Annotated in this window: 13 protein-coding genes and 2 rRNA genes; 3 read left to right on the top strand and 12 right to left on the bottom strand. The window is 72.0% G+C overall.

Annotated features, from left to right (window positions below):
* Window positions 1–35: 35 nt before the first annotated feature.
* The 4 genes from ACIQOW_RS00075 to ACIQOW_RS00060 all read right to left on the bottom strand — a co-directional run bounded on the left by ACIQOW_RS00075 (window position 36) and on the right by ACIQOW_RS00060 (window position 4,709).
* Window positions 36–464: a fic family toxin-antitoxin system, toxin component gene (locus ACIQOW_RS00075; RefSeq protein ID WP_224284003.1), complete on the bottom strand. Its 429-nt coding sequence runs from the start codon at window positions 462–464 to the stop codon at window positions 36–38.
* Window positions 461–697 (bottom strand): toxin-antitoxin system HicB family antitoxin, encoded by a 237-nt coding sequence (locus tag ACIQOW_RS00070; RefSeq protein WP_045703875.1) that lies wholly within the window; start codon window positions 695–697, stop codon window positions 461–463. The genes ACIQOW_RS00075 and ACIQOW_RS00070 overlap by 4 nt, the downstream gene beginning before the upstream one ends.
* A gap of 172 nt (window positions 698–869) precedes the next feature.
* Window positions 870–3,509 carry a collagenase gene (locus ACIQOW_RS00065; protein ID WP_401077785.1) on the bottom strand — a complete coding sequence of 880 codons (2,640 nt, stop codon included), beginning with the start codon at window positions 3,507–3,509 and terminating at the stop codon, window positions 870–872.
* Between the two features lie 231 nt (window positions 3,510–3,740).
* Window positions 3,741–4,709, bottom strand: coding sequence for a LysR family transcriptional regulator (locus ACIQOW_RS00060; RefSeq protein ID WP_401077783.1), 969 nt, complete (start codon window positions 4,707–4,709; stop codon window positions 3,741–3,743).
* 339 nt (window positions 4,710–5,048) lie between these two features.
* Between ACIQOW_RS00060 and ACIQOW_RS00055 the strand changes: the two genes are divergently transcribed.
* Window positions 5,049–5,243 carry a hypothetical protein gene (locus ACIQOW_RS00055; protein WP_401077780.1) on the top strand — a complete coding sequence of 65 codons (195 nt, stop codon included), beginning with the start codon at window positions 5,049–5,051 and terminating at the stop codon, window positions 5,241–5,243.
* A 72-nt stretch (window positions 5,244–5,315) separates the two neighbouring features.
* On the opposite strand, the gene ACIQOW_RS00050 is transcribed toward ACIQOW_RS00055, so the two are convergent.
* Both ACIQOW_RS00050 and ACIQOW_RS00045 read right to left on the bottom strand, forming a co-directional pair.
* The gene (locus tag ACIQOW_RS00050; protein WP_401079737.1) at window positions 5,316–6,611 is read right to left on the bottom strand and encodes a class I SAM-dependent RNA methyltransferase; all 1,296 of its coding nucleotides are present in this window, start codon (window positions 6,609–6,611) and stop codon (window positions 5,316–5,318) included.
* Between the two features lie 431 nt (window positions 6,612–7,042).
* Window positions 7,043–9,118 (bottom strand): APC family permease, encoded by a 2,076-nt coding sequence (locus ACIQOW_RS00045; protein ID WP_401077777.1) that lies wholly within the window; start codon window positions 9,116–9,118, stop codon window positions 7,043–7,045.
* Between the two features lie 248 nt (window positions 9,119–9,366).
* Between ACIQOW_RS00045 and ACIQOW_RS00040 the strand changes: the two genes are divergently transcribed.
* The gene (locus ACIQOW_RS00040; RefSeq protein ID WP_188300847.1) at window positions 9,367–10,035 is read left to right on the top strand and encodes a TrkA family potassium uptake protein; all 669 of its coding nucleotides are present in this window, start codon (window positions 9,367–9,369) and stop codon (window positions 10,033–10,035) included.
* Complete coding sequence (locus tag ACIQOW_RS00035; protein WP_188300848.1) at window positions 10,035–10,706, top strand: TrkA family potassium uptake protein; 672 nt, start codon at window positions 10,035–10,037, stop codon at window positions 10,704–10,706. The genes ACIQOW_RS00040 and ACIQOW_RS00035 overlap by 1 nt, the downstream gene beginning before the upstream one ends.
* A 72-nt stretch (window positions 10,707–10,778) precedes the next feature.
* Here the strand turns inward: ACIQOW_RS00035 and ACIQOW_RS00030 are convergent, their stop codons facing one another.
* From ACIQOW_RS00030 to ACIQOW_RS00005, 6 genes are all read right to left on the bottom strand, one after another.
* Complete coding sequence (locus ACIQOW_RS00030; protein ID WP_401077773.1) at window positions 10,779–11,504, bottom strand: DUF3159 domain-containing protein; 726 nt, start codon at window positions 11,502–11,504, stop codon at window positions 10,779–10,781.
* A gap of 2 nt (window positions 11,505–11,506) precedes the next feature.
* Window positions 11,507–11,914 (bottom strand): OB-fold nucleic acid binding domain-containing protein, encoded by a 408-nt coding sequence (locus ACIQOW_RS00025; RefSeq protein ID WP_188300850.1) that lies wholly within the window; start codon window positions 11,912–11,914, stop codon window positions 11,507–11,509.
* 65 nt (window positions 11,915–11,979) lie between these two features.
* Window positions 11,980–12,660 carry a response regulator gene (locus ACIQOW_RS00020; protein WP_316521557.1) on the bottom strand — a complete coding sequence of 227 codons (681 nt, stop codon included), beginning with the start codon at window positions 12,658–12,660 and terminating at the stop codon, window positions 11,980–11,982.
* A 118-nt stretch (window positions 12,661–12,778) separates the two neighbouring features.
* Window positions 12,779–15,370: a sensor histidine kinase KdpD gene (locus ACIQOW_RS00015; protein WP_188300852.1), complete on the bottom strand. Its 2,592-nt coding sequence runs from the start codon at window positions 15,368–15,370 to the stop codon at window positions 12,779–12,781.
* Window positions 15,371–15,631: 261 nt separating this feature from the next.
* A 5S ribosomal RNA gene (rrf, locus tag ACIQOW_RS00010) occupies window positions 15,632–15,748 on the bottom strand.
* Between the two features lie 78 nt (window positions 15,749–15,826).
* A 23S ribosomal RNA gene (locus tag ACIQOW_RS00005) occupies window positions 15,827–15,919 on the bottom strand; the annotation flags it as partial.

Genomic DNA, 15,919 nt, shown 5'->3' with positions numbered 1-15,919 from the left:
CGGACCCCCGCCACCCCCGCCGGGGTCGGCGCCGGTCAGTCGTCGTCCTCGTCCTCCTCGTCCGCCCCGGTGACGCCCTCCCCCTCCGCCTCGTCCACCACCCAGGCCGCCAGCCGCTCGGCGACGCCCGACACCCCCAGCCGCCCCTCGCGGATGGCGCGGGAGAGGCTGCGCACCTCACGGGCGGTGGTGGCGACGGTGCATCCGCTGGCGACCAGGTAGGCGTAGGCGACGGCGGTCGCGAAGAGTTCGTTGGTCTTCTCCAGCGCGGGCACCCGGATCAGCTGGTGCATCAGCGCGGCGGCGCGGTCCTGCGGTTCGGGGTAGACGGCGATGTCGAATATCTCGGCCTGGTGGCGGGTGACGGCAGCGAGCAGCGAGCCGTAGTCGGTGACCTGCGGGTCACCGGGCGTGTACTGCTCGGCGGTCATGAGCAGCCACGAGAGGTCCACCTCCAGCTTCAACGGCGCACGTCCTGGAGGTCGCCCGGCTCCCCGAACTCGGCGAGGAAGGCCGTCTCGTACTCCTTCATGAACTGCGCTGCCGCGTCCACGAAGGCCCGTCCGGACTCGCCCATGTCCTGTTGGACCAGGCGCTCGATGTACTGGTTCATGCTGATCCCCTGTTGCTCCGCCCGCTCCCGGGCCATCTCGGCGGTCGTGGCGTCGACCCGCACGTTCAGCTGCTTCTTACCCATGCCGTTCAAGCTAGCGCTCAAGTGCTAGCACAACAAGGGCGCACGCACACCGCCCGCACACCTGCCGCACGCCCCGGCGCAACCCGGCCGTCACCGGAACGCCGCGAAGACGACGGACGGCCGGGCCCGCGGCTGCTGCCACGGACCCGGCCCGCGCCGGTGGGGGGGCGGATCAGAACTGGGTGCTGACGGTCACCCCGCTGAAGTCGGTGTTGGCGTAGAGGCTCACGTAGCGGTAGCCGGCCGTCGGGTTGGTCACCGTGATGCTCTGGGTGGTGCCCGGATTGGTGGACGCCGCGGTGTGGGCGCTCGGCGAGGCCCAGGTGCTGTCGTTGTAGTACAGGTAGGCGGTGCCGGTGCCCCCGGAGGTGGTGATCTTCAGGGTGCTGGTGCCGGCCGGCAGGTAGACGTACAGGTAGTCCAGGCTGCCGGCGGCGGCCGACTGGTTGGCGCGCGAGCAGTTCTTGCCGAGCGCGTCGGTGCGCGGGTCGGTGCAGGCCGGCGGGGTGGTGGGGCCGCCGCCTCCGCCGGTGGTCACGGTGACGGAGGCCGGGGTGCTGGCGGTCTTGCCGCTGCCGTCGGTGGCGGTCAGCGCGACGGTGTAGGTGCCGGCGGCGGCGTAGGTGTGGGACGGGTTCCGCTCGTCGGAGGAGCTGCCGTCACCGAAGGTCCAGTGCCAGCCGGTGATCCGGCCGGGGCCGGTCTGGACGGACTTGTCGGTCAGCGTGACGGTCGCGCCGGAGACGGACTGGCCGAACAGCGCGGTCGGGCCGGCCGCGTAGCAGGCGCCGCCGGCGCAGGCGTCGAGCCAGGCGTCGAAGTCGGCGTCGTAGCCGGTGCCGATGCCGTTGTAGACCGCGTAGCCGCCCTGGTAGTCGCCGGTGCGGAAGTGCGCGAGCATGGCGTCGATGTCGGCCGGGTGCTTCTCGAACATGTACCGGACCGCCAGGTAGCCCCACGGGTAGGTCCGCACGGTGTCCGAATTGCCGTACGTGTTCTGGAAGACGGTGCTCAGCTTGTACGTGTGCTTGGCGGCCTCGGCCATCGCCTGGGTGTCGGTGGTCCCGCGGTAGGCGTAGGACTGGTACTCGGCGACGCCCTCGATCCACCAGATGTCCGGGACGGAGATCTCGGTGGAGAAGTTGCCCTTGAGGTCGTGGATGTTGTCCAGGTAGTGGGTGTACTCGTGGTTGAGGTTCCACACGTTGGCGGTGAAGCCGTCGTTCCAGGACTTCTGGTACATCACGCACACGGCCCGGTTGTTCGGGTCGGTCGGGTCCATGACGGTCTGTCCGCCGTTGTCGGTGGAGTTGTTGAAGATCGCCCAGGAGTACGTCAGGTAGTCCGCCTGGTTGGCGAAGACCGCGAGGGTGAGCTCCTTGTCGTACTGGCCGGGGATCGGGCCGTTGTCCTTCACCAGCTTGTGGAAGAAGGTGTCCTCGCCCCGCAGGCTGGCGCAGACGGCGGCGAGGTCGGCGGGTGACAGGGTCTCGGTCTTGATGGTGCGGTTGTCACAGACCAGCTGGTTCGGCAGCACCGCTGCGGTCAGCTTCGCCGGCAGGTCGCAGATGCCGTAGTACGAACACTGGCCGCCGTCGTAGTAGTTGGCCTGGAAGGCGGTGTGGACGTACAGCGGGCCGGTGACGCCGGTGATCTGCACGCCGTCGAGGACGGCCTTGACCTTGTCCTTGACCGCGGCCTCGACCGCCGGGCCGTCGCCGGCCATCCGGCCGAGGTCGTTGCCCGCGTTGACGTCCAGGTAGGCGTTGGCCGTGCCCAGCAGGTCCTTGTGGTTCAGCGCGAAGTCGCCCAGGGTGGCGCCGATGCTCGGGTCGGCGCCGACCGCCTTGACGAAGTCGGGGTTCCAGTTGCCCCGCCACAGCGGCGCGGAGAGCACCGCGTTGACCGCCTTGAGCATCTTCGGGTAGGCGTTGTACGAGTTGTCGTAGCCGTTCAGCACCTGCTTGTAGACGCCCAGGTAGCTGCCCTGGAGGTTGGCGCTGTCGGTGAGCACCAGCACCTCGTTGAGCACGGTGCCGTTGCCGTCGCTGACGTCGGTGCGGTGCGGCGCCGCGAAGAACGCGTCGAGGGCGGCCTTGGAGGCGCTGGTCAGGGCCCCGTCGTACGGGCCGACCGCGTCCGGGTTGTACGACTGCACGTACCAGCCGGCCCGCTGGAAGAGCACGAGTTGCAGGATGGCGGTCGAGTTGTCGCCGGTGTAGCCGCCCGCCATGGCCTGGAAGGCGTTGGTGACGGCCAGCATCTTCGATTCCTTGAAGATGCTGCCCGCGTCGGTGCCGGTGACGTTGAACAGCGTGTTGACGCAGTCCGTGGTCGAGCTCTCGATGAAGGAGACCAGGTCGGCCCCGCTGCGGCTGCCGAAGTCGGCCGGGGTGCAGCTCTGCGCGGCGGCGGTCGCACCGGCGGCGCCGCGCGCGGCCGGGGCCTGCTTGGCCGGGGCGGGCTTCGCCGCGGCCGGGCGCGGCGTGGTCTGCACGGCGGTGCCGGCCGGCTGGCCCATCACGACCTGGCCGAGCAGCGCCGGAGGCAGCGGCTTGGCCACGGGGGCGAGGTCCTCGGCCGCCCGGGACTGCTCGGCCGGGTCGACCGTGAGGAACGCGCCGAGCGGCTTCGGCAGGACGGAGGCCGGGTCGGCGGCCGGGGCTCCGGCCGTGGACCGGTCGGCCGCACCGGAAACGGCGGAGGCGGCGGCGGAAGCGGCGGACGCCGTGGCCGGCACCAACGTGGCGGCGGCGCAGCAGCCGGCGACGAGGCCGGCCAGCAGGGTGGGGAGTGATATCCGTGGGCGCACTGGTGGGGTCCTTCTCCTGTGGGGGAGGCGCTGGGAGGACTGCCGGGGCGTGGGGGAACGCGGCATGATCCTGCCAGCCCCCGGAGGGTGGAACAATGTCACAGGTCATATGACATTGCTGGACCCGGCCATAACATCCGGCCGTCACACCCCGCAGTCACACCCCGCAGTCGCACCCCACCGGCCGGGAACCCTGCCCAGCCCCGGCCCCGGCCCCGGCCCCGGCCCGCCCTACGGCCGGCTCGGCCGGCCCGGCCGGTACGTCCGCGCGGCCCACGCCTGGAAGCCCGGCGCGGCCGCGATGAGGTCCCGGCAGGCCGCGGCCGCCGCCCCGAACAGCGTCTCCACCACCTCCCCGCCCACCCCCGCCGACCGCCAGACCAGCAGCTGTCGGACCCAGATCGGGGTCCCCGCGAGCGGTTTGACCACCACGTCGGCGAGCGGCCGGGTGGTGGCCTGGACGACGGAGACGCCGAGCCCGGCGGCGATCATCTCCTGGAGTTCCAGCCGGCCGCCGAGGAACTCGTGGACGGTCGCCGGGGTGAACCCGGCCGCGGCGCAGGCCCCGTGGAACACGCCGTGCCAGCCGGCCCCGTCGTCGGGTGTCAGGAACCACTCCTCCCCCGCGAGGTCCGCCAGGGCCACCTCGGTGCGGTGCCTCAGCCGGTGGCCGGCCGGCAGCGCGACGAACACGGGCTCGGTGACGATGCCGCGGTGCGCGACGGCCGGCGAGTGGCGCAGCTCCCGGCCCGGGTAGTCCACGGCCACCGCGGCGTCCGCCTCGCCCTGCTCCAGCAGCTCGACGATGTCCGAGGAGCGGTACACGGACGTCACGGTGAAGCGCTGCCCGGGCCGCTGGTGCCGGGCCCGGGTGACCAGCCCCGGCAGGATCGGCGAGTTGGTCGCCGCGAGCCGCAGCGCTCGCGGGGCGGGCCCGGCGAGGGCGTCCGGGCGGCGGCCCAGGCAGTCGGCGCGGGTGAGCAGTTCCCGGGCGGCGGCCACCACCTCGGCCCCGAAGCCGGTCGGCGCGACACCGACCGTGGTGCGCTCGAACAACGGGGCGCCCAGGTGGCGTTCGATCCGGCGCAGCTGGGTGCTGGTCGCCGGCTGCGAGGCGCCGAGCAGGACGGCGGCCCGGCCGACGCTCCCGGTGTCGGCGATGGCACACAGCACGCGGAGGTGCCGCAGCTCCAGCTCCATGACGCTCCCCCTCCCGCACCGGCCGCCCCCGGCCGACGGCGTCGGGAGGCTGCCGCCCGAGGGGGTGGTGCAACAGCACACATGACATGCCAGCGGCTTACCTTCGCCCCCGTGAATTGCCTCGTCAAGCCCCCTCCCGGGGCAGGACCCCGCCACCCGCGCCATCTTTTACCAGCGCATTGCCACCGCCTGACCCTCCGCCGGGCAGCGGGCCCCGTCCCGCGTCTGCCGGGGCCCCGGCAGGCGGAGCGGGACTTGTCGGGTCCCCCGCCGTCAGGGACTCTGAAACTCCCCCCGCGTTTCCCCCGAGCGGGCGCCGACCGGTGCGGAGGCCGACCGATGACAGCCATGTTCGACCAGGAGCTGCGCGAGCAGCTCGCCCAGGCCCGCCGGGACCTCGCGGCGGCCCGGGCCGAAGGGGACGCCGACGGCGTCCAGGCGTACGAGGGCCGGGTCGCCTCGCTCCTGCGGCTCGCCGCCCAGCACGGCATCGACCTGCCGCACAGCGCCGACGAGGAGGAGCACAACCAGTAGCCGGCCCGGACGCGACGGAGGCGGCCACCCCGACCGGGTGACCGCCTCCGCCGTGACTGCCGGGTGCCGGGATCACTCCCCGGCGGGCTCCAGGATCGCCACGCACTCGAAGTGGTGCGTCATCGGGAACAGGTCGAAGGCCCGCAGCGACACCAGCCGGTAGCCGCCCTCGCGGAAGAACTTCAGGTCCCGGGCGAGCGCCGCCGGGTCGCAGGCCACGTACGCGATCCGGCGCGCCTCCAGGCCCACCAGGTGGGCGACGGTCTCGCGGCCGGCGCCCGAGCGCGGCGGGTCCAGCACGATCAGGTCGGTGGCGGTGATGCCGGTGCGCGGCAGCAGCGTCTCGACCCGGTCGCACTCGATCTGCACGTTGTCCAGCGCGGCCAGGTTGTGCCGGGCGTCGGCCACGGCCTGCTTGGAGGACTCGATGCCGAGCACCGCGCCGTCCTCGCCGACCCGGTCGGCCAGCGCGCCCGCGAACAGGCCGACGCCGCAGTACAGGTCGAGCGCGTTCTCGCCCCACTGCGGGTCCAGCCCGTCCAGCACCGCGTCGACCAGGGTGTCCGGCGCCTCCGGGTGGATCTGCCAGAAGCCGCCGTTGCTGACCCGCCAGGTCCGCCCGGCCGCCCGCTCGCGCACGAAGCCGCGCCCGTGCACCTTGTGCACGTCGCCCTGCTCGTCCACCCGGGCGATCGACACCGGCTTGTCCAGCTCGACCAGCGGCAGCTGGGCGCCCTCGCGCGGGGTGAGCACCACCTGGCGGTCCGAGGAGCCGGTCGCGGCGATCGCCTCGACGCTCGCCACGGCCGGCCAGGTCCTGGCCTCGATGCCCAGCTCGGTGACGCCCTCGGCGGCGATCAGGCAGCGGTCCACCGGCTGCACCTCGTGCGAGCGGTGCTTGCGCAGCCCGACCTTCCCGGTCGCGGCGTCCACCGCGTACTGCACCCGGGTGCGCCAGGCCGGCACCTGCCCGGCCGGCAGCTTGCCGCCGACCGGTTCGACGCTGCCGTCCCAGCCGGCCTCCTCCGGGGTCAGCCCGGCCAGCTTGGCCAGCTGCTCGGTCAGCACCGCCCCCTTGAGCTTGCGCTGCCCGCCCGGGGTGACGTGCTGCCAGTCGCAGCCGCCGCACTTGCCGGGACCGGCGAACGGGCAGGGCGCCTCGATCCGCTCCTTGGCGGGCTCCAGCACCTCCACCGCGTCGGCCCGCAGGAAGCGCGAGGTGGAGGTCCCGTCGGTCACCATCGCGATGACCTTCTCGCCGGGCAGCGCGTGCCGCACGAACAGCACCCGCCCCTCGTGCCGGGCCACGCAGTGCCCGCCGCCGTGCGCGACCGGGCCGACCTCGACCTCGTAGCGCTGCCCGGCCAGCGGCTCCCCGGTGGGGGCCTCCGGCCGCGACGGGCGCGCGGCGGCGGTGCGCAGCGCCTTGGGCGGCCGCACCGCCTGCTTGCGCGGCGCCTTCCGGCCGGCACCCGCGGCCCCCTTGGGCGCGTCCTGGCCGGCCCCCTTGCCCCGGCCCGCGTCCTTGCCCGCAGCCTTGCCCGGGGCCTTGCCGACGGCCTTCCCCCCGGCGGTCTTGCCCGCGCCCTTGCCCTTCCCGGCCGGGGGCCCTGCGGGCTCCCGGTCCTCCCGCTCCCCCGGAACGATCGGCGCGGTGCGAGCGGTGAGGCCGTCGCGGTCGGTGGCCTCCGGACGGGCCGGCCGGCCCCAGCGCGGCCGGGAGACCTGCCCGGGCTGGGAGCCGCCCCGGCGGGCGCCCTTGCCGGAGGAGCCCGAGGAACGGGGCGGAGTGTTGCGGGTCACTGGGAGGAGTCCTTGCTGCGGTCGGGGGTGTCACCGGTGTTCCCACCGGTGAAGTCGGAATCCTTCGACTTTACGGCCTTCGGCGCCCGGGGCTCGCCACGCCGGACGGCACCCGGCGCCGACCAGGCCTTCTGCGGCTTGCGCCGCTCCGAGGACTCCAGCTGCCACGGCACCGAGGTGACCATCACCCCGGGCTTGAACAGCAGCCGTCCCTTGAGCCGCAGCGCGCTCTGGTTGTGCAGCAGGTGCTCGTACCAGTGGCCGACCACGTACTCCGGGATGTAGACCGAGACCACGTCCCGCGGGCTGCTGCGCCGCAGGTTCTTCACGTAGTCCAGGACCGGCCCGGTGATCTCGCGGTACGGCGAGTCCAGGACCTTGAGCGGCACCTCGATGCCGCGCTCGTCCCACTCCCGCCGCAGCGCCGCCGTGTCCTCCGGGTCGACGTTGACCGAGACCGCCTCCAGCGTGTGCGCCCGGGCCAGCCGGGCGTAGGCCAGCGCGCGCAGCGCCGGCTTGTGCAGCTTGGAGACCAGGACGATGGCGTGCACCCGGGTGGGCAGCACCACGTCGTCCGGCGCCTCGGCGGCGATGAGCTCCTCGGAGACCCGGTCGTAGTGGCGCCGGATGCCCTTCATCATCACGAACAGCACGGCCATCGCGGCGATCGCGATCCAGGCGTGGCTGATCTTGGTGACCAGGACGACGATCAGCACGGCCATCGTCATCACCAGGCCGAAGGCGTTGATCGCCCGGCTGCGCTGCATGTGGCGGCGCTTGGCCGGGTCGGTCTCGGTGCGCAGCAGCCGGGTCCAGTGCCGGATCATGCCGGACTGGCTCATGTTGAAGGCGACGAAGACGCCGACGATGTAGAGCTGGATCAGCCGGTTCGGGTCGGCGTTGAAGGCGAGGATCAGCAGGATCGCGGCGATCGCCAGCAGGATGATGCCGTTGGAGAAGGCCAGCCGGTCGCCGCGGGTGTGCAGCTGGCGCGGCAGGTAGCGGTCCTGGGCGAGGATCGAGCCGAGCACCGGGAAGCCGTTGAAGGCGGTGTTGGCGGCGAGCACCAGGATCAGACCGGTGACGGCCGCGACGAAGTAGAAGCCGGGCGTGAAGTTGTTGAACACGGCCTCGCTGATCTGCGCCAGCGCGGTCTTCTGGTGGTAGTCCGGCGAGGTGCCGACCAGCTGCTCGGTCGGGTTCTCGGCCATCTGGACACCGGTCAGCCTGGCCAGCCAGATGATGCCCATGAACATCACGACGGCGATGCTCGCCATCATCAGCAGCGTGGTGGCGGCGTTCTTGCTCTTCGGCTTGCGGAAGGCCGGCACGCCGTTGGAGATCGCCTCCACACCGGTGAGCGCGGCGCAGCCGGAGGAGAAGGACCTCAGCAGCAGGAAGACCAGCGCGAAGCCGGCCAGCGAGTCGTTGCCCGGAGTCGCGGCGAGGTGGAAACCGGAGCTCTCGGCGGGCATGTCCTGGCCGAGCGCGAAGTGCCGGAACACCCCGTAGCCGACCATCCCGATCACGCCGACCATGAAGGCGTAGGTGGGCACGGCGAAGGCGCTTCCGGACTCGCGCACGCCGCGCAGGTTCATCCCCATCAGCACCACGACCACGACCACCGACAGGACCGGTTCGTGGCCGCGCAGCGCGGGCACCGCGGAGACGACGTTGGCGACGCCCGAGGTGGTGGACACGGCCACGGTGAGCACGTAGTCCACCATCAGCGCGCTGGCGACCACCAGGCCGGCGGCCGGCCCGTGGTTGACGGTCGCGACCTCGTAGTCGCCGCCGCCGCTGGGGTAGGCGTGCACGTTCTGCCGGTACGAGGCCACCACGGCGAGCATCACGACCGCCACGACGAGGCCGATCTGCCAGGAGAAGTGGATCGCCGAGGCGCCCGCGATGGAGAGGGTGAGCAGGATCTCCTCGGGGGCGTACGCGACCGAGGAGAGCGCGTCCGAGGCGAACACGGGCAGCGCGATCCGCTTGGGCAGCAGCGTCTCGCCCAGCTTGTCGCTGCGTAGGGCGCGCCCGATCAGGATGCGTTTCGGAAGGTCAGTCGGCATAGGCACGTTAAGGAATCGTAGGGGCTCCCCGGTCGGGGCTCCGCCGTTTGTCCCCCCCTTCGTCGCGACTGCGTTCGGTGGACCGGCTAGCGTGTCGGATACGAGTCGGCGGGCAACACTCTGGTTGTCGAGCGTTGCCGGGTCGGCGCCCCCACGAGGACCCTCGTCCCGGACGACCGGGCGGGAAACGGAGATGAACGGTGTTTGCGCAGGTCAAGACCCCTTCAGGACGGGTGAGGTAAGCGCCGGTGCACATCGTCATCATGGGCTGCGGCCGCGTGGGCTCGGCCCTCGCCAGAGCTCTGGAGAAACAGGGCCACTCGGTGGCCGTGGTCGACCAGGACCCGACCGCTTTCCGTCGGCTGGGCGCCGGGTTCAACGGGCGCCGGGTGACCGGCGTCGGCTTCGACCAGGACACCCTGCGCGAGGCGGGCATCGAGGAGGCGGGCGCCTTCGCCGCGGTCTCCAGCGGTGACAACTCCAACATCATCGCCGCACGGGTGGCCCGGGAGAACTTCGGCGTCGAGAACGTCGCCGCCCGGATCTACGACCCCCGTCGCGCCGAGGTGTACCAGCGCCTGGGCATCCCCACCGTGGCCACGGTCCGCTGGACCGCCGACCAGATGCTGCGCCGGCTGCTGCCGAGCGGCGCCGAGCCGCTGTGGCAGGACCCGAGCGGTGGCGTGCAGCTCGCCGAGGTCGCGTACGACCCGCGCTGGCTCGGCCACCGGATCAGCAAGCTGGAGGAGGCCTCCGGCGCCCGGGTGGCGTTCGTCACCCGGCTCGGCGAGGGGATGCTCCCCTCGCCGCAGATGGTGGTGCAGGAGGGCGACCTGGTGCACGTGATGCTGCGCCGGACCGACCTGACGGCGGTCGAGGCCGCGTTCGCGCAGGGGCCGAAGGAGGAGGGTCACTGATGCGGGTCGCCATTGCCGGGGCCGGTGCCGTGGGCCGCTCGATCGCGGGCGAGCTGCTGGAGAACGGCCACGAGGTCCTGCTCATAGACAAGAACCCGAACTCCATCTCGGTGGAGCGGGTCCCGATGGCGGAGTGGCTGCTGGCCGACGCCTGCGAGATCACCTCGCTGGACGAGGCCGCGCTCCAGCGCTGCCACGTGGTGATCGCCGCGACCGGTGACGACAAGGTCAACCTGGTCGTCTCGCTGCTCGCCAAGACCGAGTACGCGGTGCCGCGGGTGGTCGCCCGGGTGAACAACCCCAAGAACGAGTGGCTCTTCAACGAGTCCTGGGGCGTGGACGTGGCCGTGTCCACCCCGCGTCTGATGTCCGCGCTGGTCGAGGAGGCCGTCAGTGTCGGCGACCTGGTCCGCCTGATGCGCTTCAGCCAGGGCAACGCCAACCTGGTCGAGCTGACCCTGGCCTCCGACACCGAACTGGTCGGCATCCGGGTCGGCGACGTCGCCTGGCCGCAGGACACCGCGCTGGTGACCATCATCCGCGAGGGCCGGGTGCTGGTACCGGGCAAGGACGACACCCTGGAGGGCGGCGACGAGCTGCTCTTCGTCGCCGCGCAGGAGCGCGAGGAGGAGCTGGAGGAGCTGCTGTCGGCCACCTCGGGCGCCCAGTAGGACGGTTGACAGCGGAAGGGCCCGTACCCCCTCGCCGGGGTACGGGCCCTTCCGCTGTTCCGCGGGGGCCGGCTACTTCGCCGGCTCCTCCTCGTCGTCCAGTTGCGCCTTGATCGGCGGCGGCGCCTTCAGCAGGATCTGCCAGGTGACGTACATCGCCAGCAGCAGCGGCGGGATGCCGAGGGCGACCTTCAGCCAGCCCAGCAGGTTGACGTTGTGGGTGAAGTAGAGCGGGAAGAGGATCAACGGCTTGGCGCCCATGATCACCACCCAGGCCCAGGTCGCCTTGGTGTAGGCGGCCAGGCGGCCCGGGTTCTCCTTGCGCCAGGTGAACATCTCGCCGGTGATCGGGCCGAGCATCACCCCGATCATCGGCCAGCGCGCCAGGGCGGAGGTCGCCAGGGCGACGCAGTAGCCGACGTTCCAGAGCAGGCCGGGCAGGTAGAAGTCCTCGGCCTTGCCGCTCTTCATCGAGATCCAGGCGCCCAGGGCGACGCCGAACACCCCGCTGAAGGCGTGCTGAATGGTCTCCCGCCGCGCCAGCCGGGCCACCACGAGCAGGGCGCTCAGGCCGAGCGCGGCCCAGGCCGAGGTGCTGACCTGGTGGGTCAGGTTGTAGGTGACGATGAAGACCAGGCCTGGCAGCGTCATGTCGATCATGCCGCGGACGCCGCCGAAGGCCTGGAGCACCGTGTCGGCGGCCTCCTTGGAGGCGGCCCTGCGGGCGGCCTCCGCGTCGGCGGGGTCGACGGCGGGGTCGAGCTGGGCGGCGGCCTCGCCGCCGGGGTGGTTGCTCACGCTCATTCGCTCCCGTGTCCGACCGGACGCAGCTCGTAGCGGGGGTTGAACAGCACGCGGCGCCCGCGTGCGTGACCGATCCGGCCGCTGGCGACCAGCCGTCGACCGGGCTCTATCCCCGCGATCGAGCGACGACCGAGCCAGACCACGTCCAACGCCTCGGTGCCGTCGAAGAGTTCGGCCTCCAGCGCGGGCACCCCCGCCCTGGGGCGGAGCGTCACCGTGCGCAGCGTGCCCGCGACGGTGACCAGCTCGCGGTCCCCGCAGCCGGCGATCGGCGTGCAGCCGGACTCCGCGGCGCTCTCCTGACGCAGCTCCTCGGCGTCCAGCTCCTCGGCCGAAGAGGTCAGCCGGCTGAGCATGCGGCGGAACCGCCCCTGCGGCTGGCCGCTGCTGTTGTCACCACTCATGCCGGAAGGGTACCGGGTTCCGGCCCCCTGGCGGCAGGTCGTACGGCCGCCGGGGGCAGCGGCGGTCAGCTCTCGAAGCGGTATCCCATGCCCGGTTCGGTGATGAAGTGGCGCGGGTGCGAGGGGTCGCGCTCCAGCTTCCGGCGCAGCTGGGCGAGGTAGACCCGCAGGTAGTTGGTCTCGGTGCGGTAGGCCGGGCCCCACACCTCCTGGAGCAGCTGGGTCTGGCTGACCAGCCTCCCGGCGTTGCGGACCAGGACCTCGAGCAGGTGCCACTCCGTCGGAGTGAGGCGTACGTCGACGCCGTCCCGGTTGACTTTCTTGGCCGCCAGGTCGACGGTGAAGGACTCGGTCACCACCAGCGAGTCGGCCTCCCCGGCCACCGGCTCGGCCCGCCGCACCGCGGCCCGCATCCGGGCGAGCAGCTCGTCCATGCCGAACGGCTTGGTGACGTAGTCGTCGGCACCGGCGTCCAGCGCCTCGACCTTCTCGTCCGAGGCGTGCCGGGCCGACAGCACGATGATCGGCACCCGGGTCCAGCCGCGCAGGCCGCGGATCACCTCGACGCCGTCCATGTCGGGCAGGCCCAGGTCGAGGACGACCACGTCGGGATGGCGGGCCGCGGCCAGCTCCAGGGCACTCGCGCCGTCATGGGCCGCGTCCACCTCGTACTTGCGGGCCTTGAGGTTGATCACCAGCGCGCGGACGATCTGCGGTTCGTCGTCCACGACGAGGACCCGGGTCATTTACGGGCTCCGCCTTTCAGGGCTGTCTGACTTACGGACTGGGGGACTGCTCCACGGCGTTCGCCGCCGCGTACGGCGCCGGAGGGGGTGACGGGCCCGGCCGGTGAACCGCCGGTTCTCAGGTGATCAGCTCCGCGAGCGGATCGCCACCCTCGCCGCCCGGCTCCCCCGTGTCGGGCGGCCGTTCGACCACCGGCAGGCTGACGACCATGGTCAGGCCGCCGCCCGGAGTGTCCTCGGCGGTGACGGTACCGTCCATCGCCTCGACGAAACCGCGCGCCACCGCGAGCCCGAGGCCCACCCCGGCGCCGCGCGGCGCGTCGCCGTAGCGCTGGAACGGCGCGAAGATCTTCTCCTTGGCGTCTTCGGGGACGCCGGGACCGCGGTCCACGATCCGCAGCTCGACCCTGGACGGAACCCCCGGCTGCCGCAGCTCGTCGGCCTTGACCAGCACCCTGACGCCGTCCGGGCTGTACTTGACGGCGTTCTCGACCAGGTTGGCCAGCGAACGCTCCAGCAGCCCGCCATCCGCCCGGACCATCGGCAGCGTCTCCGGCACCTCCAGCCGGACGGACTCCGGCGGCACCCCGCCGAGCGCGTAGGGCACCACCTCGTCCAGGTCGGTCTCCTGGATCAGCGGGGTGACGGTACCGGTCTGGAGGCGGCTCATGTCGAGCAGGTTGTTGATCAGGTGGTCCAGCCGGTCGGCTCCGGCCTCGATGCCGGCCAGCAGCTCGGCCTCGTCCGCCGGGTCCCAGTCGACGTCGGCCGAACGCAGCGAGCTCACCGAGGCCTTGATCCCCGCCAGCGGGGTGCGCAGGTCGTGCGAGACCGCGGCCAGCAGGGCCGTCCGGATCCGGTTGCCCTCGGCCTCCCGGCGGGCCTCGGCGGCCTCCCGGGACAGCCGGCGGCGCTCCAGCACCACGGCGGCCTGCGCGGCGAACGCCCCGAGCAGACGGCGGTCCGCCCCGGGCAGCACCCGGCCTCGCAGCACCAGCGCCAGGCTCTCGCCGACCGGGACGTCCACGTCGGCCTCCTCCGGCCGCTGCGGCGGGCGCGGCCCGGCGCCGGCCACCGCCACCCAGGCGGAGAGCGGATCGGGCCGCTCCAGCAGCGCGGCGCTCTCCTGCCCGAAGGTCTCCCTGACCTGCTCCATCAGTGCGGTCAGCACCCCGTCGCCGTTCGGCGCGCCGCGCAGCACCGTGCCGGCCAGCGCGCTGAGCGTCTGCGCCTCGGTCTGACTGCGGGCCGCCTGCTGGGTGCGCCGGGCCGCGAGGTCCACCACCGACGACACCGAGATGCCGACGATGGTGAATATCGCCACCGCCATGATGTTCTGCGGCTCGTTGATGGTGAAGGTGTGCAGCGGAGGGGTGAAGTAGAAGTTCAGCACCGAGGAGCCGACCAGCGCCGAACCGATCGCCGGCAGCAGCCCGCCGACCAGCGCCGCGCACACCGTCAGCGACAGGAACAGCAGCATGTCGGTGGAGAGTCCCAGCCCGCCGATCGCGGTCAGCACGATCGCCATCAGCGGCGGGCCGACCAGCCCGATCAACCAGCCGGCGACGGTCCTGGTGCGACCGAGGTCGGTGATCCGGCGGACGGGTATCTTGCCGCGCCGGCCGTGCCCGGCGTGCTCGTGGGTGACCATGTGGATGTCGATGTCCCCGGCCTCCCGGGTCACCGTGGTGCCGACGCCCGGCCCGTACAGGTACTGCCAGGCGGGCCGCCGACTGGTGCCCAGCACGATCTGGGTGGCGTTCACGCCCCGGGCGAAGTCCAGCAGCCCGGCGGCCGGGTCGTCGCCCAGCACCGCGTGGAAGGAGCCGCCGAGGCTCTCCACCAGGACGCGCTGCTCGATCAGCGTCTGCGGCGAGCCGGAGCCCACCAGCCCGTCCGAGCGGGAGATGTGCACGGCGAGCAGTTCACCGCCGGAGACCCGAGCCGCGATCCTGGCCGCCCGGCGGATCAGCGTGGCTCCCTCGGGCCCGCCGGTCAGGCCCACCACGATCCGCTCCCTGGCCTGCCAGGTGCCCTCGATGCCCTGCTCGGCCCGGTACTTCTGGAGGTACTCGTCCACCCGGTCGGCGGTCCACAGCAACGCCAGCTCGCGCAGCGCGGTCAGGTTGCCCGGGCGGAAGTAGTTGGCGAGGGCGGCGTCGATCTTCTCCGGCGCGTACACGTTGCCGTGCGCCAGCCGCCGTCGCAGCGCCTGCGGGGACATGTCCACCAGCTCGATCTGGTCGGCCCGCCGGACCACCTCGTCCGGGACGGTCTCGCGCTGGCGCACCCCGGTGATGCCCTCGACGGCGTCGCCGAGCGACTCCAGGTGCTGCACGTTGACGGTGGAGATCACGTCGATCCCGGCCGCCAGCAGCTCCTCGACGTCCTGCCAGCGCTTGTCGTTGCGGCAGCCCGGGACGTTGGTGTGCGCCAGCTCGTCGACCAGGACCACCTGCGGCCGGCGGGCGAGGACGGCGTCCAGGTCCATCTCGGAGAACCGGGCGCCCCGGTGCACCACCTGCTGCCGCAGCACCAGTTCCAGCCCTGCGACCATGTCCGAAGTCCGCCGGCGGCCGTGGTCCTCCACGAACGCCACCACGACGTCCGTGCCACGCTCCTGCCGCCGGTGCGCCTCGGCGAGCATGGCGTACGTCTTGCCGACCCCGGGGGCCGCCCCGAGGTAGATGCGCAGCCTGCCTCGTCCCATGAGCACCATTCTTGATCCGGCCCGGCCCGGGCAACACCCCGGACACCTGTTCCCATCACCTTCGAGACTACGGCGTGCAACCGGACTTTCCGCTGATCAGTGCGCTGATCAGACGGTTTTAGCGGCATATTGACGGTGGACCAGCCACTCGGCGGGGGTCGATCGGGAGGCGCCCAGAGGTGTCGGACCTGCCCGAAAACGCCCCGGAAACGCGAAGAACCCCCATCCGGGATTCCCGGATGGGGGTTCTTCAGAAGAATTGTTCGGCGGCGTCCTACTCTCCCACAGGGTCCCCCCTGCAGTACCATCGGCGCTGTAAGGCTTAGCTTCCGGGTTCGGAATGTAACCGGGCGTTTCCCTCACGCTATGACCACCGAAACACTATGAAACTGTCAACCAGACACCCGAAATCGGGCGGGTCGTTGTTTCAGAACAACACAGTGGACGCGAGCAACTGAGGACAAGCCCTCGGCCTATTAGTACCGGTCAACTCCACCCCTCACAGGGCTTCCATATCCGGCCTATCAACCCAGTCGTCTACTGGGAGCC

The organism is Kitasatospora sp. NPDC091335 (genome assembly GCF_044757205.1).
Lineage (GTDB): Bacteria > Actinomycetota > Actinomycetes > Streptomycetales > Streptomycetaceae > Kitasatospora.
Note: the sequence above shows the minus strand (reverse complement) of the source record. Positions and strands in the feature narration are given on the sequence as shown.

What these genes read in the sequence shown, in the direction of transcription:
- ACIQOW_RS00070 (WP_045703875.1), bottom strand. Translation starts at nt 697, where the DNA reads ATGGGTAAGAAGCAGCTGAACGTGCGGGTCGACGCCACGACCGCCGAG.
- ACIQOW_RS00060 (WP_401077783.1), bottom strand. Translation starts at nt 4,709, where the DNA reads ATGGAGCTGGAGCTGCGGCACCTCCGCGTGCTGTGTGCCATCGCCGAC.
- ACIQOW_RS00055 (WP_401077780.1), top strand. Translation starts at nt 5,049, where the DNA reads ATGACAGCCATGTTCGACCAGGAGCTGCGCGAGCAGCTCGCCCAGGCC.
- ACIQOW_RS00045 (WP_401077777.1), bottom strand. Translation starts at nt 9,118, where the DNA reads ATGCCGACTGACCTTCCGAAACGCATCCTGATCGGGCGCGCCCTACGC.
- ACIQOW_RS00035 (WP_188300848.1), top strand. Translation starts at nt 10,035, where the DNA reads ATGCGGGTCGCCATTGCCGGGGCCGGTGCCGTGGGCCGCTCGATCGCG.
- ACIQOW_RS00025 (WP_188300850.1), bottom strand. Translation starts at nt 11,914, where the DNA reads ATGAGTGGTGACAACAGCAGCGGCCAGCCGCAGGGGCGGTTCCGCCGC.
- ACIQOW_RS00020 (WP_316521557.1), bottom strand. Translation starts at nt 12,660, where the DNA reads ATGACCCGGGTCCTCGTCGTGGACGACGAACCGCAGATCGTCCGCGCG.
- ACIQOW_RS00015 (WP_188300852.1), bottom strand. Translation starts at nt 15,370, where the DNA reads ATGGGACGAGGCAGGCTGCGCATCTACCTCGGGGCGGCCCCCGGGGTC.